Source organism: Terribium retamae, assembly GCF_022347545.1.
Taxonomy (GTDB): Bacteria; Pseudomonadota; Alphaproteobacteria; order Rhizobiales; family Rhizobiaceae; genus Mesorhizobium; species Mesorhizobium retamae.
Map to the genome: position 1 here is coordinate 12,077 of NZ_JAKREW010000001.1, position 21,366 is coordinate 33,442.

Consider the following 21,366-nt stretch of genomic DNA (forward strand, 5'->3'; position numbering starts at 1 on the left):
GGAGTTTAGTGGGAGTTATCGGGTCGGGATAGAGGCTACAGCGGCGGGAGGCCCGGCCTGTCGAAGCCCTTCGGCGACAGCGTGAAGATCTCGCAGCCGGTTTCGGTGACGCCGATCGTGTGCTCATACTGAGCCGAAAGCGAACGGTCCCGGGTTACCGCGGTCCAGCCGTCTGAAAGAACCTTCACATGCGGCCGGCCGAGATTGATCATCGGCTCCACAGTGAAGATCATGCCTGGCCGCATTTCCACACCCTCATTGGCATGGCCGTAATGCAGGATGTTCGGGGCGTCGTGGAATAGCCGGCCGACGCCATGACCGCAGAAGTCGCGCACGACGGAGCAACGTTCGCCTTCGGCATAGACCTGAATGGCCTGACCGATAGCTCCGGTACGGACGCCGGGGCGAATGACGGCGAGGCCTCGCATCAGGCATTCGTGCGTCACTTCCATCAGCCGTTCCGCCGCGCGCTTGACGCTCCCCACTGGATACATGCGGCTGGAATCGCCGTGCCAGCCATCCAGGATGTAGGTGACGTCGATGTTGACGATATCCCCATCGCGCAATGGCTTGTCGTCGGGAATGCCGTGGCAAACGACATGGTTGATCGACGTGCAGGACGATTTCGTATAGCCGCGGTAATTGAGCGTGGCCGGCAGCGCACCGTGATCCATGCCGAACTCGAATACAAAGCGATCGATCGTGTTCGTGGTGACACCGGGTTTTACGATGTCGACCAGTTCATCCAGGCATTGCGCGGTCAGTAGGCAGGCTTTGCGCATGCCGGCAAAGCTCTCCTCGTTATAGAGCCTGATTTGGCCGGTGTTGCGCAGCGGGGCCGTTTCAGCGTCGAGATAGGTAACCATGAACATCCGGAAGCGGTTCGTTTCGAGCAGGTTATCATGTGACACCGATGGTGTCGTTCTTCAACCTCTGCATTGCGTTGGGTGCAAGACAGGTGGGAGTGACCATGTTAGATGCCGATAGACGGCGAGATAAGGTCATCTAGACGGGACGGCATTCCGTGTCGGGTTTCTTCAGGCAATTGCTCGGCTGGTCGGGCTGGCGCGCTTCTCCCGCGCAATGGCAGATCAATATGTTGGAGAGCTGGGCCAGATATTGGCCCTTGTTCGTGCTCGGTGCCGGGATTCTCCTTTACTTCCCGTATCTGGGGCTGCGTCCGCTGCGTTTCGAGGAAGGCAGACGTGCCCTGCAGGTGATGGAGATGCTGGACGGCGGCGCATGGTGGCATCTCAAATTTATCGGTACGCCCTACGTCAACAAGCCGCCGTTCACACCGTGGCTGATGGCGGCCGTCGCTTCTGCGCGTGGCGTCCTGGACGAAGTGTCGATACGGTTGCCGGGTGTGATTGCCGCATTGGTTGGTGCACTCTCCGCTGGTGTAGCGGCCCTTCTTCTTGCTCCGCGCGACCGAAAGGTGGCCGCTCTGACGGCGGGCCTGGCATTCCTCTGCTCGGTGCAAATCCTGCTGAAAGCGCGCATCGGTGAGACCGATGTGACCGCGACTGCCTTGTGTGGCATGGCGCTGGCTCTCTGGCTGCATGGCCGTGTACGCCAGCGTTTTGGTCTCGTTCTCTGGGTTGGCATCGCAACACTCCTCGCCTGCGCGGCGATGACCAAGGGCCCAATTCCGGTCGCGTTCTCTGCGCTGCCGATGATTGCCATGCCGCTCATCGAGCGAAAACCGCGTGACGCTGTCATTGCGCTTGCTATCATCGTGCTTGCGCATCTGCCGATGCTCGCCTGGGCCTGGTCCAACCGTTCCGATGCAGGTGCTGCGCATTGGGTCAGCGAAATGCGGCTTGGTGGCGCGGTTGGCGGCAACAATCAGTTGACGCGGCTTCTGCATCTCAGCGATCTGCCCTTTGCGGTCCTCTATCAATTGCCATTCCTGCCAGCAGGAGTCGCTATGGCCTTCGCCCGTTCCGATTTGCCGCAAGAGCGGCGCTGGATCGTCGACGCCCTGCTTCTCGCCGCCGTGCCGATGGGGGTACTGACCACAATCTTGCCGATCGGGCGGACACGCTATTCCATGCCGGCGGCATGGCCGCTCGCCGTCATGGCAGGACTGTGGGTGTCGATGTACTGGCGCCGGCTCTACTTCGCACATTTCATTATCGGCGCGGGTCTGACCATCGCCGTGGTCATCCAGATTGTACAGATTGTCGTGACCGATGGACGCACAAGCGGTCAGCGTCAGTTGCGCGCCGATGTCGAAGCCTTTTCCACGGTAATGAAAGGTCTGCCGCCCGGGCCGATCCCGGTGGTCTGGGATCGCGATCATATGAACGAGAACATCCTGGTTTATGGTCACCGAAAGATGTTCGAACTGCGTCGTGATGAACTTGATTGCCGAGTGCCCGGTGACTATCTGGTCGCTGGAGCTTCGGATGTCGCGGTGATGGACGCTTCGCCGTACTGGAAGAAGGTCGAGCCGTTGTCGGATTGGGGCGCGCTTTACAAGCGGCTACCGGAAGCGCCGACGCGAAACTGTAAGCCACGTTTCGCTCCTGGCTGACCGACGCTGGACATATCCTCTAATCTGTGCGGAAAGCGCACTCAGGATGGCTGCTGCCAACCTCTGTTGCAAATGTGCAACCAGTGATCGCGCTGTTGCCACAATTCGCCATAAAAGCCTCAGACAAGGAACTTCCGCCCAGACAAGACGTTCACGCCCGGGTAGAGGCCATTCGAGAGGCGTTGTCATGCGCGAATTGCAGTTTGCCATACCTGTCCGCATTGTTCCGACTCCAAACCAGCCGGTCGAAGAGATTTATGGCGTCGAACAGGCGATGGACTTCTTGTCCGAATGGCCGACCGGCAAGCAGGGCAAACTCTACCAAACGGCCTTCAACGCCTGTTTCGGTGCCAGCGTTGGTGTTGCGACAGCTGAAGACGCCTGCCGTGCCTTCGCGGCGTTCTGCCGTGCCAGCGGCATCATGGCCAAGGACATGATGCGTCCCCGCAAGCGCGGCGATGATCCGGAGATGCTGCCGGTCTAGTAAGGCCAGCTTCTTTACGAAGCCTGGAAATGATTGGACAGGCTGACACATTATCGAGCCCTGCCTGGGTCTAAGGCCTGAACGTTTCCGACGTGAAGTGTTTCGACAGCCGCTCCAGTTCCGGCCCGAGGATTCTGTCCTGCTGCACCGGCGGTACAATGGATCGCACTTCATTGATGAACTGGGTTAGCCGAGGCGGTGCTTTGCGCTTTGTGGCGTAGAAGGCCTGCGATGCAATGACCGAAAGCGCCGCCAGGCATGCATCGAGATGGCGGCCGGCTTTTTCTTCCTTCGCCCAGGCGATGAATGCGGTCGCTGCCACGTCATCCTGACCTGCGCCCGCCGATTCCGTGCCCGGAATGAAGGTAGTCTGCGCTGCCAGTTTTGCCTGTTCGAGATATCCTGTCGAAGCCATCGGTACATAACCGAGTGCGCCATGCCCGTCGCTGTCGCTCGGATGCCGGTCGACCATCAGCAGGTTGGGTAAGTGTGACACCGCACCGTTCAGCATCTTGGACCCGTGACGGTCGCATAGCAGGCAAAGATCGGCCCAGATTGCGGCCAGATCGTCCAGAGCAGGAGCCGCCATGGCATTGTGGTAGCCGCCGGTACTGATGCAGCGACCGTGGACATGTTGATCGTCCGGCGGAATGAAAACCGGGTTGTCTGAGATGGAACGCAACGAGATCGCCGCCGCGCGCTCCGCAGTCGCAAGGGCACGATGCGCCTGGCCGAGAACTCGCGGCACGATACGGAAGCTGACGGGTGCCTGGTAGTTGCGCCGTTCGTTCGTTCCACCTTCGAGAAGAGTGCGTAGGCCATTTAACGCGGCGGCCTCATGCTCGTCGCCCCAGAGCGTCTCAAGCGCTGCGTCATAATGTTCAAGCGGTGCCCGAAACGCTTCGATCGAAAGGGCAAAGACTTGTTCGGCTCGCTGCAAACGCCTTCTGGCGGCAAGCGCGCTGTCAGCGATCAGAGCAGCTGCACACGGCGAGCCGTTGATCAGCGAGCCACGCTCCTTGACTTCGAGATCGAAGCGCGATGTCAGATCGGCGAATAAGGGATAGAGGGCAAGGATTTCTCCGGCGCCTCCCTGACCGGAAGAGGCAACTGCCGGCATCGACCGTCCGTCGAGCATTGCCGCGACCGCAAGCGCAATCCGGGGAGTGGTTGCCGCATGGCCTTCCACGAAATTCGCGAGCCGCGCAAATACCATCGCGCGCACGACGCGCTCGGGGTAGGGATCGCCAAAGGATGTTGCGGCGGCGAATGCCTTTATCCGGGCATGGCGCTCGCGCTCCTCGACTGAAAGACGCGTGTGGGCAAGCTCACCCATGGCCGTCGTCACGCCATAGATGACGACCGACGGGTCTTTTTCGATGAGATTGAGGAAAGCTGCCCGGCAACGGGCAATCTCGGAAAGAGCAGTTTCGCTGAGCGCGACGTCCTCGTTCTGCCAGGCCACACGCAACACGGTCTCGAGATTGATATCATTCCTGTTCGTAATGATGACCGTCATGAGTGCTTCCTCGCTATCCCCAGGATGGTGACCATACGAGGTGCAACCGTGATTCACCGCTAGTAAAGCGCCCTTTCGGAGTCCGAGACGTCGTAAGCCTGCGACGGCACATCAACAGGCCCTCAGTATCCGAGCGCCAGGCCGTCCTTGCGCGGGTCAGATGCTCCCGTCAGCGTGCCTTTCTTCCAATCGATCAGCACGGCTTGCCCACCGCCGAGCGGGTGAGCGGCTTCTGTCAGTTTATGACCACGTCGACGCAGGCCCTCGATTGCAGAAGGCTGAATGCCTCGCTCCGCTTCGACGACATCGTCGTTGTAAAATACACGAGCGTCGTCAAGCGCTTCCTGGGGATCCATGTTGAAATCGATCATGTTGGTCAGGAGGTGGACATGGCCGAAGGGCTGGTAACCACCACCCATCACACCAAACGGCATCACTGCCCGGCCATCCTTCGTCATCATGCCCGGCATGATCGTATGCATCGGCCGCTTGCGGGGCGCGATGCAATTGGGATGGCTTGGGTCGAGGCGGAAACTGGTGCCGCGATTTTGCAGCACGATGCCCGTTTTCGAGCCAACGACACCACTGCCAAAAGAATAATAGGTCGAGTTGATGAAGCTGACTGCGTTGCGGTCGCGGTCGACGACAGAAATGTAGACCGTGTCGCTGCCGGGCAGATCGATCTGGGGCAGGTCGGTCATGGCATGTTCGCGGTCGATCGCGGCACGCAACCGGTCGGCATGGGAAGCTGAAAGCAACTGCTTTACAGGAACCGCAACATGTTCGGGGTCGGCAAACAAGTTGTCGCGATCGCGGTAAGCTAGCCGCCCGGCTTCGATTTCCAAATGCAATCGCTCGGCGCCGTTGGGATCGAGCGCGCTTAGGTCGAAACCAGTAAGCACATTCAGCATCACCAGAGCGGTGAGACCCTGGTTGTTGGGTGGCATCTGGTGAACGCCATAACCTTTGTACGATGTCGACACCGCGGGTTCGTAGCCGCCTCTCGTTGCGGCGAAATCTTCGAGCGTATGGAGGCCGCCGAGATGACGAAGCCGCGCAATCAAGTCCTCCGCGACCGGCCCTTCGTAGAAACCTGAGCGACCGTGCTTTGCGATGAGGCGCAAGGTCTGAGCCAATTCCGGCTGATAGTGCACGTCGCCTGCCTTGGGCGGCTTACCACCGGGTAGAAAGATCCGTGCAGCAACCTCGTCGGCGGAAAGATCGATTTCCGGGGTTTCCCAGTCGGCGGCAACGCGGTCATGCACGACGTAGCCATTTTCGGCATAGTGAATGGCAGGTGCCAATGCGTCGGCGATACCCCTGCGGCCATGGTCATCCAAAAGGCCGCACCAGGCATCGATCGCACCGGGCACGGTGACCGCGTGTGGGCCTTGCTTTGGCAGTTCGCTGAAACCACGGTCGAGATACCAGTCGACTGTCGCCATTTGGGGTGCTCGGCCAGAACCGTTGAAAGCGACTACGTTGCTTTCGCCCTTAGGGCAGTAGAGAACAAAGCAATCGCCACCGATACCAGTGGATTGTGGTTCTACCACCGCTTGCACAGCCGCGGCGCAGACGGCCGCGTCCATTGCATTGCCGCCTGCGCGCAACATGTCGAGCGCGGCCAGCGTCGAAAGTGGATGCGAAGTTGCGGCCATCGCTTCGGTGGCGCGGGCAGGGGAGCGGCCCGGTAACTGGAAATCACGCATGTTGTTCTGATCCCTACGCTCGGCGTTCGCAGCCAAGTCACTGGGCTGCAGAAAGTAAGATGATCGACAGCACAATTAGGCATGTCGAATGGCGGAAATCGTGGGGGCGACATGATCGCGCAATGCATGAACATGCGTTGCCAGCGTCTCGCCGCCAGAGATGACGGACGAGACGACCACTTCGTCGAAAGAGGTGATGAAGGCGAACTCAACGAACATTGTCCGTTCCATTGTGCCTCCAGTGTTCCCATCTTTATTGTGGATTCTTTTTTGTATACAATTTTGAATGTAGTCTGGTGATGCAAGCTGTCAACCTCTCTCCGGCCTCCATGGTTGAACGGTCAAGGAGTAGATTTAGGTAATCGGGTAGGGAACGGAAAACTGGAAACGATCTTTGGTCAAGCAAACGAAAAACACTCTACGCGATGCGGTCTATAACTCTCTGAAAAAGATGATCGTGACGGGCCAAATCCCACCGGGCGCGCGCGTCACGGAAAACGATATCGCAGCGAAGCTGAACGTCAGTCGCACCCCGATCCGGGAGGCCTTCAATCGCTTGGAGCGTGATGGCCTGATTACCGGAAGGCCGCGCCAGGGTTATGTCGTTACTGAGTTCGATCTCAACATGTTCCGCGAGGCATTCGACATACGCGAAGTGCTCGACGGCTATTCAGCGGAATTGGCTGCCGTGGCAGCGACAGAAGAAGATAAGCTTCGTCTGCGCGAAATACTCGCGGAGTGCGAAGGACTGGCCGCCATCCCCAATCGTACCGTCAATGACCAGTTTCAGGAGCTGCAGATCGGCATCGACCTTCATCGGGTTATCGCCCAGATCGGCGGCAATTCAATGCTGCATGGGATGCTTTGCGGGATACTGGACAAGTGCCAGCACTATGTCTGGGCTGAGCTGCTCTGGCTGGACGAATGGAAAGTCACGCGCGAGGAGCATACCAAGATCGTCGAAGCGATCTGCGCCGGCGAAGTGGAGCTGGCTGGCAAACTGGCGCGTGCACATGTCCGCGGTTCGCGTGACGGCATCCTGCGTCTGTTGCAGATGCGCTCGGACTATCAAACCTTCCTGACGAAGGCTTCGTAATCGAATTGCCCAGATCAGAGATCTATGACTTTCCCATCGACCTCAAACGGTAGCTTCGAAGTCCAAAAGGACACACCGAACAGCCACTTGCAGGCACGGTGAGCGCCAGGAAGTTGCCTGGGCCTGCGTTCAGAAAAGCCCTTATCTCTTTCAATCGATTGATATTGTTTCTTCGGCGGGAAAGCTTCTCGTCGGGTCTTGCTGTTGTCATGAGGCTTTGACACAAGAAGCGCGCCTGCGCCCCATGGCGCGTTGGAAATGAGGAATTCTGCTTCATGAACGCTGTTTCGAATACGATCGCCGGTCTCGACCGAATTCTCACTATGGAACTGGTACGCGTCACCGAGCGTGCCGCGGTTGCTGCGGCGCGGTTGCGCGGACGTGGTGACGAGAAGGCAGCCGATCAGGTTGCGGTCGATGCGATGCGGTCTGAGCTGAACCGCCTCAACATCAAGGGCACGGTGGTCATCGGCGAGGGTGAGCGCGATGAAGCGCCGATGCTCTACATCGGTGAAGAGGTTGGCACAGGCAAGGGACCGGCGGTCGACATCGCGCTGGATCCGCTGGAAGGCACCACGATCTGCGCCAAGAACCTGCCGAACGCGCTGGCCGTCATTGCCATTGCAGAAAAGGGCAGCCTGCTGTTCGCGCCTGACGTCTATATGGACAAGATCGCCATCGGCCCGGGCTACCCGGAAGGCACGATCGACCTCGATGCGTCCCCCGCCGACAACATCGCAAGCCTCGCCAAGGCCAAGGGTGTGCCGGTGAACGAGATCACGGCCTGTATCCTGGACCGCCCCCGACATGCCAAGCTGATCGAAGCCGTGCGCGCGACCGGTGCCGCCATCCGCCTGATTGGCGACGGCGATGTTGCTGGCGTTATCCACACGACCGATCCGGAAGAGACCGGCATCGATATCTATATCGGCTCCGGCGGCGCCCCTGAGGGCGTTCTGGCGGCGGCGGCGCTGCGCTGCACGGGCGGTCAGATTCAGGGCCGGCTTATTCTCGACACGCCGGAAAAGGTTGAGCGCGCCGCTAAGATGGGCATTTCCGATCCGAATAAAGTCTATCGTGTCGACGAAATGGCGCGGGGTGACGTGCTTTTCGCTGCGACCGGCGTGACCGACGGGAACATGCTCGCCGGCGTGAAATTCGGCCGCAACTACATCACGACCGACACGATCGTGCTGCGTTCTTCCTCGCGGACGGTGCGGGAGATCAAGGCGCGGCATCAGGACGTCGATAAGTTTTGATTTTTGCCGGTTTCGCCGTATTGAGCCGTGATGAGGCTCGATACGGTGAATGGTAGCCCCGCATGACGGGCGAGAAGCGCTTTTTCCTGGATGTGAGGCGTTCGGCAACCGGTCTTGCCTGGATGCACCGGCTGTCCGAGCGCCAGGATATGACCGCGCTGGCGATTGCACAGGGACATGGCGTGCCGGACATTGTGGCACGCGTTCTGGCCGGTCGTGGTGTCACGGCGGTTGGCACCGAGCGTTTTCTCGATCCCACGATCCGTGATCTTTTGCCGGATCCTGCGACACTGACCGATATGGAAAAGGCAGCCATACGGCTGGCCGAGGCCATCGTGCGTGGCGAAAGGGTTGCGATTTTCGGAGACTATGACGTTGACGGTGCTGCTTCTTCGGCACTGCTGAAACGGTTCCTCGATCATTTTTCCGTTCCGTCGGAAATCTACATTCCCGACCGTATTTTCGAGGGTTACGGCCCCAATCCGGAGGCCATGCGCGAGCTGGTTGGCCGAGGCGCGACACTGATCGTCACTGTGGATTGTGGCACCAACAGCGCTGCTTCAATCAACGCCGCCAGGGAAGCCGGTGCCGATGTCGTCGTTTTGGATCATCATCAGGTGGGCGGTGCCCTGCCTGCGGCGTCAGCCGTCGTCAATCCGAACCGGGAGGATGACCTTTCGGGACAGGGGCATCTGTGTGCCGCAGGAGTGGTGTTTCTGACGCTCGTACAGACCGCCAAGTTGCTGCGCGAACGCGTACCGGACGCGCCAAGGCCGGATTTGTTGGCGCTGCTTGATCTCGTCGCCCTTGCCACCGTCTGCGATGTCGTGCCGCTCGTGGGCGTCAACCGCGCTTTTGTCGTCAAAGGTCTGCAGGTTGTCCGCCAGCAAAGAAATATCGGTCTGGCCGAATTGGGGCGCGTCTCGCGTATCGGCGAGCCGGTCAATACCTTTCACCTCGCATTCCTGATCGGTCCGCGCATCAATGCCGGGGGGCGCATCGGCGATGCCGCGCTCGGCAGCCGTTTGCTGGCAACGGACGATCCCGCCGAGGCGCGTTCGATCGCTGAAACGCTTGACCGTTTGAACCAGGAGCGTCAGGCGATGGAGCAGGAGATGCTCGCACAGGCGCGCGCCGAGGCCGATGCTGAATTGGCTGGCGGGCAGGGGCCTGCGGTCATCGTGACGGCCTCCGACAAATGGCATCCCGGTATCGTCGGGCTGATTGCTTCGCGCCTGAAGGAGCATGCACGCCGTCCGTCTTTTGCTATCGCTTTCAACGCTGATGGCGTTGGTACGGGTTCAGGACGCTCGGTCGTGGGCTTCGATCTCGGCCGCCTAGTGCGCGAGGCGGCTGAGGCTGGTCTGATCGTCAAGGGCGGTGGTCACGCCATGGCCGCGGGCATAACCGTGGATCGCGAGAAGCTTGGCGCCTTGCGCGCCTTCTTCGAGGAGCGCGCCGCGGCCGACGTGTTCCGCCTGCGTGATGAAGAAAGTCTGTTGGTCGACGGTGCGCTGGCAGCAGAAGGCGCAACGCTCGCCTTGCTCGATACGCTGGAGAAGGCTGGGCCCTTCGGTACGGGCCATGTGTCGCCGCTTTTCGTATTGCCGCGTCATCGACTGGCCGACGCACGCGCCGTTGGCATCAATCACATCCGCGCCGACCTTGTCTCTGAAAGCGGCGGGCGCATCCAGGCCATGGCTTTCCGGGCTGGCGATACTACCCTGGGCCAATTCCTGTTCAACAACAGGGGCAGGACCTTGCACGTCGCGGGCTCGGTCTCCGGCAATTACTGGAACGGCAACCGCAGTGTGCAATTCCGCATCATCGACGCAGCGATGGCCTGATCAAACCTCCTTTATACGTTCGGAGGGGGCTCTAAATGCGATAGCATTTAGGCCAGAACGGCTTGCAGCCGCTTCAATTCGTCGACATGCGCCATGGTGGCTTCATAGCCGAGGCGGATCGCTTCATCGGCGCGGTGGAATTCAGTCAAGCCGACATGGCCGAGCTTCGGCTGCAGAGACAGGTCCGGCGGATCACCTGCCATGCGTGCACGCGAAATCCGATCCTGGATGATGTTGAATGCTTCCACCATCATGCCGGTAATGCCGAGCCGGGTTCCTTGCGCCGTGGCGCTGGGATCGAAGCGGCCGGACCTTGCCGCATCTTTCTGGATCATGAGTTCGCCGGCATTGTGCTTGATGACCGCCGCGCGACCGAAAAGGTCGTAATGAAGGTTCACCGCGACCACCATGCGCTGCTCGTGGGCACGGCACACCGACACCGGGACGGGGTTGACCAGAGCTCCGTCAGCCAGAATGCGGCCGTTGCAATTGACCGGCTCGAAGACGCCGGGCAGGGCATAGGAGGCTCGCATAGCCGTAACCAGCGAGCCCTGTGTGATCCAGATTTCGTGGCCCGTTCTGACTTCTGTTGCGACGGCAACGAGTGGCTTGGGCAAGTCTTCTATGCGCAATCCGTCGAGATGTTCGCGCAGCCGGGCGTCGAGCTTCATGCCGCCGAACAGACCGCTGCCACCCAGATTGATGTCGAGCAGGCCGAAAATGCGCCGCCGGGTCAGGCTGCGCGCAAATTCTTCCAGCTCATCCAGTTTGCCGGCAAGATAGCAGCCGCCGACCAGTGCACCGATCGATGTGCCCGCGATCATGGAGATTTCGAGGCCGACTTCGTCCAGGGCGCGCAACACGCCGATATGCGCCCAGCCGCGCGCCACGCCGCCCCCAAGAGCCAGTGCAATGCCGCATTTCCTGGAATGTTTGATTGCCGGTGCCCCGTCGGATGACGACGGATCATTCGCTTCGCGAGCGAGCCCCCTGCCACGCAATGACGCCCATTCGAGCATCACAGTCTCCCTTATCCCACGGCCACCATACCAGATCGCCGTATCGAAATCATGAATCGGGCAAAGTTGGTCCCGGCGGGATAGTCAACGAGGCGTCCGATAGGTTTCCTGCGCATCGAACAGTGGCTTGGAGCCGTCTGCGGCGAGCGTCCCCTTGCCGTCGACAAGCACCACCGTCCGATAAAAGCAAGAACGCCTGCCGGTGTGACAGGTTGCATCATGGCCCGTAACTTTTACGCGAAGCCAGATTGCATCCTGGTCGCAATCTGTCCTGATCTCTACGACCTGCTGGAGATTCCCTGAGGTTTCCCCCTTCTTCCAGAGCGTGTTGCGCGACCGCGACCAGTAATGGGCGATGCCGGTTTCGAGGGTCAGACCAAGCGCTTGCGCATTCATATGCGCGACCATCAACAGCATGCCGTCGTCGGCGTCCGTGACGACGGCAGTGACAAGTCCAGCCGCATCGAAGCGGGGGGTGAAGACATCCCCTTCCTCGAGAAGGCTCTTGTCCTTGGAGGGTTCGGAAAATTGCACAGCAGTCATCGCCGGATCCTGAGAAGTCTGGAGCCGGCGAGACGGGTCAAGCTCCGCCGCCGGCACGCACCATGGTGACGAACCGGATCTGTTCCTCGGGATTGTCCCGGAAATTGCCGGTGAAGGTGGAGGTCAGGGTGGTCGACCCCTGTTTGCGGATGCCGCGCATGGCCATGCACATGTGCTCGGCTTCGACCATCACAGCAACGCCGCGCGGATTTAGCACGTCCTGGATGACGCCGGCAATCTGCGCGGTCAGTGCTTCCTGCGTCTGGAGGCGATGCGCAAAGATGTCGACCACCCGCGCGATCTTCGACAGCCCAACGACCTTGCCATCCGGCAGATAGCCGACATGCGCCTTGCCGATGATCGGCACCATGTGGTGCTCGCAATGTGAATGGAACTTGATGTCGCGCACGATGACGAGGTCGTCATAGCCAGCGACTTCCTCGAAGGTACGTCCGAGTTCCTCGGCCGGGCACATATCGTAGCCGCCGAACATTTCACGAAAAGCCTTGGCGACGCGTTTGGGCGTGTCGACCAGGCCCTCGCGGTCCGGATTGTCGCCGGTCCAGCGCAGCAGTGTCCGAACAGCGGTCTCGACCTCCTCCTGGCTCGGCCGGTCGGTGACCGGCTTGTCCATATAGGCCGACTGCGGCATCATTTTCTTGATGGCGGCATCCATGAAAGGCATCTCCCGTAGTTCCCTTCATAGAGGGAACGAGTTGAACGGACCACTGCCTTTTGCGGTAGCGGAAACCCCACCCGGTTTCCCGCCCGAAAGCGGCGTGAAAAGGTCGGTCGACGCGACTGCTCGCCGCCTTGTCGATCCCGGACCCGCAGCATTATATATGGTCGTGCCGAGCGATTGAAAGATACGCCAGCAGTATTCGATGATCGTGCCAGCGCAGCAGGCTGAAAGATTATGATCGACGACGTCTACAATGCGAAAATTCTTGGCTTCGCGGGAAATATCGCCCGCATTGGCCGCCTCGAACATCCAGATGCTACCGCCAAGGCGCACTCCAAACTGTGTGGCTCCACAGTGGTGGTGGATATCACCATGCAAGACGGCGTCGTCACCGATTTCGCGCATGATGTGAAGGCTTGCGCGCTCGGCCAGGCTTCGTCTTCCATCATGGCCGCCAACGTTGTCGGCGCGACCGCGCAAGAGCTGCGCGCAGTGCGTGAGACGATGCTTAAGATGTTGAAGGAAAACGGTGCGCCGCCGCAAGGTCGGTTCGCGGATCTCAAATATCTGGAGCCGGTGCGCGATTACAAGGCTCGCCACGCTTCGACGATGCTAACCTTCGATGCTGTTGTCGACGCAATTGGCCAGATCGAGCAGAAGCAGGCTGAAGCGGCCGCCTGAAGCCACACGGTATTTCAGGCCAGGGCAGCGAAGTAGGCTTTTTCGATTTCCGCCGCCATGACATCGGTGCCGAAGCGCGCCCTCAGCTCGGACCTGTCGGGCATTGCTTGCCGGTACGCTTCAAGATCGGCAAGTGCTTCGCCCATCTTCTCGCCAACGTCCTCGACTTCCGGTCGTACCAGGGCAGGGGAGTCGGTGCCGAAGATTTCCGGGATGCCGCCGACCGCGCTGGCGATCATCGGCTTCCCGGCGGCAAGCGTTTCAAGAACAATGTAAGGCATTGCCTCCGCGCGAGACGGCACCACGACGAGGTTGGCGAGCGCAAAGGCCGACCGCGCCGGCATTGGTGCAAGAAAGCGGATGCGGTCATCGAGACCCAGACGCTCCACCTGTGTCCGATAGCGCGGCAAGTCATCGCCATCGCCGACCATGACCGCGCTGATGGTCCGCTCCGTGCGAGCCTCTGCCCGGGCGAGCGCGTCGATAAATATGTCCGGCCCCTTCAGGTCTCGCATCATGCCGATGTAGAGAAGATCCGCGGCGCCCTCGTGGGAAGCGACAGGATCGAATTCCGGTTCGCGCAGGCCATTGTACACCAGCATGTTCGGGACACGCGGTTCACCGACCTTCCGGCGATAGGCTTGCCTCTCATAGTCGGAAACGAACAACAGATAATCCGTGAAGCTCGCCATCGCCCATTCGAGGGCGAAGAACAGCTTTCCGGTCGCCGTACGCTCGTCATAGTGCAGACTGCCGCCATGCGGTGAATAGAGGCGGGCCACGCGAGACCTTGAAACCCGCAACAGTGAGCCGAACAGGCGCGCATAGGCGCCGCCCTTGGCGCCATGGCCATGGAGCACGTCCGGCTGCAATTCCTTGATGATCTTGTAGGTACGCCAGGCCGAAGCGGCGTCTCCGAGACCGATATGGCGCTGCATGGGTGTGCGGTGCACGCCGAGCGCCAGAGTTTCTTTCATCGTGTCGAAAAGCGCTTCCTCGTAGGCGCCGCCCGTCGTCGAATCACAGACGATCCCCACAAGGTGGCCCGCCGCCGCCTGCGCGTCGGCGAGATCACGCACATGACGGAAGATACCACCGACAGGCGAGCGGAAGCAGTGAACGATGCGGAGCGAAGGGGATTGCGCCACGTGATTAGAACAGGCGTTCGCGGACGTAGATCGTGTCACCTGGCAGCAGCGGGTCGGATGTCCTGACCCGGCCGGTCATCACTTCTCCGTTGATATCGCGCGTGACGTCGACTTCCGCTTGATTGGCGCGTGCGGAGAAACCGCCAGCGATGGCGATCGCCTTCTGAACCGTCAGTCCCGGTACATAAGAATATTGGCCCGCCGCCCCGACTTCGCCCATGACAAAGATAGGCCGGTAGCGGTCGATTTCGACCGAAACGTCAGGGTCGCGCAGATATCCTTGGCGCAACTTCACGGCGATGGCCTTTTCCAGTTGCTGCGCAGTGCTGCCCCGTGCGGCCACAGCGCCGACAAGCGGGAAGGAGATGAAGCCGGATTGGTCAACACTGTAGGTGTTGGTGAGACCTTCCTGTTCGAACACCGTCACCCGGACACGATCGCCGGCGCCGAGCCGATAGGGTTGGGTCAGTGCGTCGTGAAAGGCGGGTGGCGTCGGCCGATAGCTCGTACAGCCTGCCAGGAGTGACACCGCAAGCAAGGCGCGAAAAAGCGGGGCAGGGCGTCTCATGAGATGCAACATACCTTCGAGTGGTCGCTGGTTGGCGAACGTTCAGGATCGAGACTCGTTATCGATCCGTTAGGGTTAATGGCCGGTAAAAGTTATAAGCGTCGAATATCAGTAAATGCTGATTGGCAGCCTTCATGTGATCTGGTGGCAGTTGTCGGAGGGGGCGAGTTGATTGATTGGCGTCTCGCGTCTTCTTTAACCGGTGAGTTACCATAATTGTTTACCGTGTATCTGACCCTAGATGGGAGCGGGATGCATGTCAGCCATACAGTCCAATGCAGCAGATGTTGATGTCGACTTGAGGCAGTTGTTCGCGAATCTTGCGCGTAACTGGCTTTGGATTCTCGTCGGCGCAATTGTGGTTGCCGGCATTGCCTTGGCGATCTCTTGGGTCGTGACGCCGCTCTATAAATCGGAAACTCGACTGCTGATTGAAGCGCGTGAGTCGGTTTTCACGCGGCCCAGCACCGGGAATGACGCCGATCGCCCGAATCTGGATGAAGAAACGGTCGCAAGCCAGGTCGAACTGATTTCGTCGACGAATATCCTGAAGCAGGTGGCGCAGACGCTCGATCTGGCGAAGCTGGCTGAGTTCGACGAGACGGTGAACATGTCCCCGCTCAGTCGAGTTCTGATTCTCCTAGGCTTGAAGGGTGATCCAAACGAAATTCCGCCCGAAGAGCGTGTCTTGAAGAAGATGCGCGAAAAGCTGAACGTCTATCGCGTTGAAGGATCTCGGGTCATCGGGATCGAATTCTCGTCGCGCGATGCGAAGCTTTCCGCTGCGGTGCCGAATGCGATCGCCGACGCCTACATCGCCATGCAACGCAATGCCAAACAGGAATCGAATTCGGAAGCCACTGACTGGCTGGCGCCGGAAATCGCGGATCTTTCCAAGCGCGTAAAAGACGCCGAGGCCAAAGTCGCGGAATATCGTGCGCAGTCGGATCTTCTGATTGGCCAGAACAATGCGGTTCTGGCCACGCAGCAGCTTTCGGAAATGTCGAGCGAGCTGTCGCGTGTAAGGGCAAACCGTGCATCTGCCGAGGCGACTGCTCAGGCTGTACGCAAGGCGTTGCAGAGTGGTGGGTCTCTGGATTCCTTTCCCGAAGTACAGGCGTCTGCAGCCATCCAGCGTCTGCGCGATCGGGAAGGACAGATTAAAAGCGATATAGCCGATCTTTCGACGACGCTGCTTGAGAATCACCCGCGCATTCGATCGCTGCGGTCGCAGCTTGCCGATATCGATCGACAGATTCGCGGCGAGGCGCAGAATGTGTTGGCCGCGCTGGTCACGCAGGCGCAGACCGCGCAGGAACGAGAGAATCAGCTGGTTACTGATCTCAATCGCCTCAAGGCCGAATCGGCACGTGCAGGCGAGGAGCAGGTGGAACTCAACGCGTTGGAGCGTGAAGCCGCCGCCCAGCGGCAATTGCTTGAATCCTATCTGACCCGATATCGTGAAGCCTCTTCGCGCCAGGACCGTAACTACCTGCCGGTGGATGCACGGATCTTTTCGCGCGCGGTGATGCCGACCGAACCTTACTTTCCGAAGATCATCCCCATCGTCAGCGCGGCTTTCGTTGCCTCGCTGCTGATCATGTCAATTATCACTTTGCTGCGCGAGCTCTTCTCGGGTCGCGCAATGCGTCCAGCAAACGCCCCGTGGCCTGAGCCGGTAAGGCACGTGCCGATGTCTGTGGTGCGAGACGATGCACGGGTCGACACCGGAGACGTTGAAGCTTCTCTGTCGGAGACGCGCCCCGTATCGGCGACGCAGAGATCCATCGAAGAGGAGCGCGCAACTGCCGTGCGAAAGGCAGCCATACTCCTTGAAAACAGTACTGCCGATCGTCCGGCCGCTGAAGACGCCATGCCCGACGTATCGAGCGAGGAAACAGGCGATGTAGACACCGTTGCAGATGGAGCGGGCCTCGAGATGACGACACCACGGGAATCGGCCCTTGGACTCGGCGAAATCGATATCGAAAAAGCGGCGGAGCGCCTGATTAGCAGCGGCGCGGCCCGCGCGATCTTCGTATCTCCGGAAGGCGATGAGGCCGCTGCCAGTTCCATCCTGGTGGCAAGGGAGATCGCGGACGCTGGCCTGCGCGTGCTGTTGCTCGATCTCACGGCCTCCGGCGCCGCTTCGCTTCCGATGCTGGGGAGTACTTCTTATGCCGGCATCACCAATCTCCTGGCTTCCGAAGCGCAATTCAGCGACGTCATTCACGCCGACAATTATTCGGACTGCCATCTGATTCCTGCCGGAACCGCCGACGCCGCGCTCGCGATGCGCGCCGCTGACAGATTGCCCATCGTGATGCAGTCGCTGACCACTGCTTATGATCTGGTTGTGGTGGAATGCGGTCCTGCCGATGCGGACGGCATCCGTCGGCTGGTGGGGGAGGCGACGGAGGTATTCGTCAGTGTGCTGGAACCCAGCGACGCTGTCGCCGACGCGGCCGTCAAACTGATCGAAAGTGGCTACCCGGATCTGGTGCTGGTGACACCTGCCGGGCACGGGCGGCCTGGCGCGCCGCTTGGTCGATCGGCCGCGTGATTCCGCCCGGGTTTATTCTTCGTCGTTTTTTGAAGCCTGATCATGGCCCTGCGCCTTGCGGCGCAGGGTTTTGGCGATCTTCCAGATCACCGGATTGTTCTTGATGAAGGCTTTGGCCTTTGCACTTTGTTGCAAAGAGGCAGCGAGGATCCGGCCTTTCGTAGTGAGGGGCACAAGCACGTCGCTCTGCTTGATCTCCACATCGCACCATTGCCGCTTGTAGGGCTCGTCCCCGACCGAGAAGTCGTAGAGGGCATTTCCCTGACGACAGGCCTCGTGGATGTTGTCGAAGAACAGGAAGTCGCCTGGGCTGGCAAACGATAGCTCGTCTTCCAAGATCGCGCCGAATTCGCAGACGAGCCGCTTCGGCGAGCGGCTCGAACCGGTCACCGCGCGCAGCTTGCCTGCAACCTCCAGCCCATGCAGGACGAAAGAAGGATTCTTCTGCTCGAGTGCGCTTGCAAACAGCGCATGGAAAAAGGCACGCACGCGTTCGTCGCTGAACACGTTGGTGATGCCCATCTTGCGAAAACGCTGCTCTTTCATGGCAAGGAAGGCGTCGAGCAGACGGCCTGTTTCGTCCGGGGACCTGGCCTCGATCCTTGAAAAGCCGCCGGCAAGCTCGAATTTGCGCGCTTGCGAGCGGTGTTTCTTGCGCTTGCGCTTACCGCTTGCCCGTTCAAGCACGCTGTCGAAACCGCCACTCAGGTCGACGGCGAGCGCCAGGTTTGGACTAGGAGAGGAAGGTAGCACGGCCAAAGGATTGGCTCTTCCGCCAAGCTCGGGCTGCAACCGTTGCAAGGCAACGAGGTCGATATCGGGACGAGCTGATTTGATCGTCGAGAACAGCAGCGACAATACTGCAGCGTCTGTCTCGAATGAGGAAACAACTGGCGGAAAATTGCCGTTGGCGTGGCGTCCGCCGAGAAAACGCGCAATGCGGAACGGACCTGAACGCTCAACCTCCAAGGCCAGGCTGAGCAAAGTTTGGTGGTCGGTCGTCAATGAAGCCAGAATTGCGTCCGGCTGCAGATGCTTGATCCAGCCTCGCACCCAAAGTGGGTCCTGCGGCGGCGCATAGAGGGCAGTTTGGCAGAAATCCTCATAATGGGACAGCGCTTCATCGGAGACAGATTGTGCAGTCGCAACCACGGCCTTAACGCGCAGCTTGCCAGAAGCTGCGCCGGCAACAGAAAACCTGCCATCTTCCGACGCGGTCGCGTCCGCCATGCTTGCATCGTCCCGTTGGTGCCATGATATCACGCGGACGCGTTACGGCGTGCATACTAGACTAAAAAGATAAATGAATCTTGGAATTTGCCGTCAGTTCTTCGGACGTGGCTCTAGGATCAACCATTTGATGATGCCCATCGCCGGCAGCACCCATAACAAGCCGCTGAAAACGAAGAAGGCGAGATGCACGAGCGGACCCGATTGGGACAGCTGTGCAACCGCCACGATCGTCGCGACGATCGCGTAGACGACGACCAGCGCCACAAGGAGAATGGTTCCAATCAGCTTCTTCAGACGCATGCGCATGGGCTGAAATCCTTTATAAGCCTTCGCTTAGGCTGAATGACAGCGAGGTGCAACCGCGGAAGGCTGGCGCGACGGCGTGCCGCGCCACGTCACCTTGCCAGTTTTGGTGCTATGGTCCAGTTGAGAACACAGAAATCAGACGTTCGAACCAGTCATGGCCGCCACGACCGAAATCGCTCCTGTTGCCGAACAGAATCGCGAGCTGCGCAATCGAGCGCTGGTGCGCGGCTGGCTGTATGTCGTGCTTTTGGTGCTGTTTGCGATCGTCATGGTGGGTGGGGCCACCCGCATGACCGGTTCCGGCCTGTCGATCACCGAATGGAAGCCGATCCATGGTGTCGTTCCGCCGCTCAATCAGGCCGAATGGCAGGAAGAGTTCGAGAAGTACCAGCAGATCCCGCAGTACCAGCAGATCAACAAGGATATGACCCTGGATGAGTTCAAGGGCATCTTCTGGTGGGAATGGGCGCATCGGTTGCTGGCGCGCGGTGTCGGTTTCCTGGTCGCAATACCGCTTGTATTCTTCTGGGTAACGCGCCGGCTGGAAAGCCGGCTGAAGCCACGCTTGATTGGCCTTCTGGTGTTGGGCGGCCTGCAAGGCGCCATCGGATGGTGGATGGTTGCTTCCGGTCTCAGCGAGCGTGTTTCGGTCAGCCAATACCGGCTGGCAACACATCTGACGCTTGCCTGTATCATCATCACGGCAGTCGCCTATATCGCGCGCGGCTTGGCACCTTATAGCGACCCGCCGGCACAACGCAGCACGCAACGGTTCGCCGGCATTATGGTTCTGCTGATCCTCGTGCAGATCTATCTCGGCGCCCTGGTCGCCGGCCTGCATGCCGGCCTCACCTACAATACATGGCCGTTGATGGATGGAGCCATCATCCCGGATGATCTGTTCCTCCTCGATCCAGCTTGGCTCAACCTGTTCGAGAACCCGAAGACCGTGCAGTTCGTGCATCGCATGTTTGCATATACGGTCCTGATAATTGCCCTTTGGCACGCACTGTCGACAGTGCGCTCGGCACCGGGAAGCACACATGCGCGGCGCGCCTGGGTTCTGTTCGTGCTCATAGTCGGCCAGGCCGCCATCGGGGTCGCCACGCTGCTGCTGCAGGCGCCGATAGACGTGGCTCTGACTCACCAAGCCTTCGCGATGGTGGTTCTGATTTTTGCGACCGCGCATTGGCGCGGCACCAAGGGTGCCTATCCGCTGGAAACCGAGGTTGTCGTCAGGAGTTGACGACACGCAAGGCGTAGCTGATTTCTCAGAAGCTGCTGTCGCGCACCGAGCGCACGGCTTCGACGATCGACAGTTCGCGCGCCTCTTCAACATCGTTCTTGTCTTGGTTGTGCCAGGACGACGACAGGCAGCCATAGGCAATCGCATGATCGAGCAGTCGGCGAGGATCCTGGCCTATCGAGCGTGAGAAGATCGTTGCCATTGTCGCGATACGCTCGGGTTCAGTGCACAGCCGATCCAGCGGGTTGAAGAACATGTTGGCAGCGTCGAATCCGGGGTCGCCTAAAATGCCCTTGGGGTCGATAGCCAGCCAGCCGCGCGGCGACTGAATGATGTTGTCGTGATGGATGTCGCCATGCAGCGGGCGGACATCCAATGGATCGGAAAGCAGGCGCTCTGCGATTTCGGCGGCCTCGACGTAAGGACTTTCGAGCCCGGCATTCCGGTCTGCTTTCGCCTTGTCAAAGAGGCTGACAAAGCGGTCGCGCAGGGGTTGCAGGTCGCTCGGCGCCGGGTACCGTGATGGGGCGTGAAGCCGCTCCATTACCTCCGCCGAGATCTCGGTGGCCGCAGTATCGCTCACATCGTCCAGAACAGCGCGCAGATGACGTTCACCGGCATATTCGATCAGCATCATCTTGTCTTCGCTGTCGAAGAGGCGGACGAGGCCTTCGCCGCGCCGCCACGACAGCAGGTGGATACCGCGCAGTTCGTCTTCGACGTCGTCGAATTCCTTCAGCGCCTTGACGATAGCCGGCGTACCGTCGGCCTGGCGCACTTTCCAGATGCGGCTGGAGAAGGTTTCGGTGACAAGGACAGGCTCGCTGACATTCCAGCGCGCCGGCAGGGCAGGCGGGTTCATGGCTTGGTTCCAGTTTTGGAAACAAGGCCGCGCCGTCGCGCGGCCCCGTTCTATTGTCGACG

Annotated in this window: 20 protein-coding genes; 8 read left to right on the forward strand and 12 right to left on the reverse strand. The window is 59.9% G+C overall.

The window, feature by feature from the left end:
- Window positions 1-35: 35 nt before the first annotated feature.
- Window positions 36-866 carry a type I methionyl aminopeptidase gene (gene map, locus L4923_RS00075; RefSeq protein ID WP_239362038.1) on the reverse strand — a complete coding sequence of 277 codons (831 nt, stop codon included), beginning with the start codon at window positions 864-866 and terminating at the stop codon, window positions 36-38.
- 158 nt (window positions 867-1,024) lie between these two features.
- Here map and L4923_RS00080 point away from each other — a divergent pair, with 158 nt between their 5' ends.
- Both L4923_RS00080 and L4923_RS00085 read left to right on the forward strand, forming a co-directional pair.
- Window positions 1,025-2,539, forward strand: coding sequence for an ArnT family glycosyltransferase (locus L4923_RS00080; RefSeq protein WP_239360408.1), 1,515 nt, complete (start codon window positions 1,025-1,027; stop codon window positions 2,537-2,539).
- A gap of 220 nt (window positions 2,540-2,759) precedes the next feature.
- The gene (locus L4923_RS00085) at window positions 2,760-3,023 is read left to right on the forward strand and encodes a DUF982 domain-containing protein (protein WP_425530895.1); all 264 of its coding nucleotides are present in this window, start codon (window positions 2,760-2,762) and stop codon (window positions 3,021-3,023) included.
- Between the two features lie 70 nt (window positions 3,024-3,093).
- On the opposite strand, the gene L4923_RS00090 is transcribed toward L4923_RS00085, so the two are convergent.
- From L4923_RS00090 to L4923_RS00100, 3 genes are all read right to left on the reverse strand, one after another.
- Window positions 3,094-4,542, reverse strand: a complete 1,449-nt coding sequence (locus L4923_RS00090) for an aromatic amino acid lyase (RefSeq protein WP_239360412.1) — start codon at window positions 4,540-4,542, stop codon at window positions 3,094-3,096.
- Window positions 4,543-4,664: 122 nt separating this feature from the next.
- A complete protein-coding gene (ggt, locus tag L4923_RS00095; RefSeq protein ID WP_239360414.1) occupies window positions 4,665-6,251 on the reverse strand; it encodes a gamma-glutamyltransferase in 1,587 nt (528 codons plus the stop codon).
- 75 nt (window positions 6,252-6,326) lie between these two features.
- Entirely contained in the window at window positions 6,327-6,470 is a 144-nt protein-coding gene (locus L4923_RS00100) for a hypothetical protein (RefSeq protein ID WP_239360416.1), read from the reverse strand.
- A 175-nt stretch (window positions 6,471-6,645) separates the two neighbouring features.
- Here L4923_RS00100 and L4923_RS00105 point away from each other — a divergent pair, with 175 nt between their 5' ends.
- The 3 genes from L4923_RS00105 (at window position 6,646) to recJ (ending at window position 10,453) form a co-directional block, all read left to right on the forward strand.
- Entirely contained in the window at window positions 6,646-7,347 is a 702-nt protein-coding gene (locus L4923_RS00105; protein ID WP_275448184.1) for a GntR family transcriptional regulator, read from the forward strand.
- Between the two features lie 275 nt (window positions 7,348-7,622).
- The gene (gene glpX / locus L4923_RS00110) at window positions 7,623-8,606 is read left to right on the forward strand and encodes a class II fructose-bisphosphatase (RefSeq protein ID WP_239360427.1); all 984 of its coding nucleotides are present in this window, start codon (window positions 7,623-7,625) and stop codon (window positions 8,604-8,606) included.
- 62 nt (window positions 8,607-8,668) lie between these two features.
- Entirely contained in the window at window positions 8,669-10,453 is a 1,785-nt protein-coding gene (gene recJ / locus L4923_RS00115) for a single-stranded-DNA-specific exonuclease RecJ (protein WP_239360429.1), read from the forward strand.
- A 47-nt stretch (window positions 10,454-10,500) separates the two neighbouring features.
- On the opposite strand, the gene L4923_RS00120 is transcribed toward recJ, so the two are convergent.
- The 3 genes from L4923_RS00120 to folE form a co-directional block, all read right to left on the reverse strand.
- A complete protein-coding gene (locus L4923_RS00120) occupies window positions 10,501-11,472 on the reverse strand; it encodes a patatin-like phospholipase family protein (RefSeq protein WP_239360439.1) in 972 nt (323 codons plus the stop codon).
- An 84-nt stretch (window positions 11,473-11,556) separates the two neighbouring features.
- Window positions 11,557-12,015: a phosphoribosyl-AMP cyclohydrolase gene (gene hisI, locus L4923_RS00125; RefSeq protein WP_239360457.1), complete on the reverse strand. Its 459-nt coding sequence runs from the start codon at window positions 12,013-12,015 to the stop codon at window positions 11,557-11,559.
- Window positions 12,016-12,052: 37 nt separating this feature from the next.
- A complete protein-coding gene (gene folE / locus L4923_RS00130; RefSeq protein WP_239360460.1) occupies window positions 12,053-12,691 on the reverse strand; it encodes a GTP cyclohydrolase I FolE in 639 nt (212 codons plus the stop codon).
- 240 nt (window positions 12,692-12,931) lie between these two features.
- Here folE and L4923_RS00135 point away from each other — a divergent pair, with 240 nt between their 5' ends.
- On the forward strand, window positions 12,932-13,378 hold the full coding sequence (locus tag L4923_RS00135; protein WP_239360463.1) for an iron-sulfur cluster assembly scaffold protein: 447 nt from the start codon (window positions 12,932-12,934) through the stop codon (window positions 13,376-13,378).
- Between the two features lie 14 nt (window positions 13,379-13,392).
- Here L4923_RS00135 and L4923_RS00140 read toward each other — a convergent pair whose 3' ends face one another.
- Complete coding sequence (locus L4923_RS00140) at window positions 13,393-14,526, reverse strand: glycosyltransferase family 4 protein (protein ID WP_343302632.1); 1,134 nt, start codon at window positions 14,524-14,526, stop codon at window positions 13,393-13,395.
- 4 nt (window positions 14,527-14,530) lie between these two features.
- A complete protein-coding gene (locus tag L4923_RS00145; RefSeq protein ID WP_239360466.1) occupies window positions 14,531-15,094 on the reverse strand; it encodes a polysaccharide biosynthesis/export family protein in 564 nt (187 codons plus the stop codon).
- 256 nt (window positions 15,095-15,350) lie between these two features.
- Between L4923_RS00145 and L4923_RS00150 the strand changes: the two genes are divergently transcribed.
- Window positions 15,351-17,657, forward strand: coding sequence for an exopolysaccharide transport family protein (locus L4923_RS00150; protein WP_239360469.1), 2,307 nt, complete (start codon window positions 15,351-15,353; stop codon window positions 17,655-17,657).
- 12 nt (window positions 17,658-17,669) lie between these two features.
- Here the strand turns inward: L4923_RS00150 and L4923_RS00155 are convergent, their stop codons facing one another.
- Entirely contained in the window at window positions 17,670-18,887 is a 1,218-nt protein-coding gene (locus L4923_RS00155; protein WP_239360471.1) for a GNAT family N-acetyltransferase, read from the reverse strand.
- Window positions 18,888-18,980: 93 nt separating this feature from the next.
- A complete protein-coding gene (locus L4923_RS00160) occupies window positions 18,981-19,196 on the reverse strand; it encodes a DUF2842 domain-containing protein (RefSeq protein ID WP_239360473.1) in 216 nt (71 codons plus the stop codon).
- Between the two features lie 154 nt (window positions 19,197-19,350).
- On the opposite strand from L4923_RS00160, the gene L4923_RS00165 reads away from it, so the two are divergent.
- Window positions 19,351-20,442, forward strand: a complete 1,092-nt coding sequence (locus L4923_RS00165; protein WP_239360492.1) for a COX15/CtaA family protein — start codon at window positions 19,351-19,353, stop codon at window positions 20,440-20,442.
- 25 nt (window positions 20,443-20,467) lie between these two features.
- On the opposite strand, the gene L4923_RS00170 is transcribed toward L4923_RS00165, so the two are convergent.
- Window positions 20,468-21,304: an aminoglycoside phosphotransferase family protein gene (locus L4923_RS00170; RefSeq protein ID WP_239360494.1), complete on the reverse strand. Its 837-nt coding sequence runs from the start codon at window positions 21,302-21,304 to the stop codon at window positions 20,468-20,470.
- Window positions 21,305-21,366 lie beyond the last annotated feature (62 nt).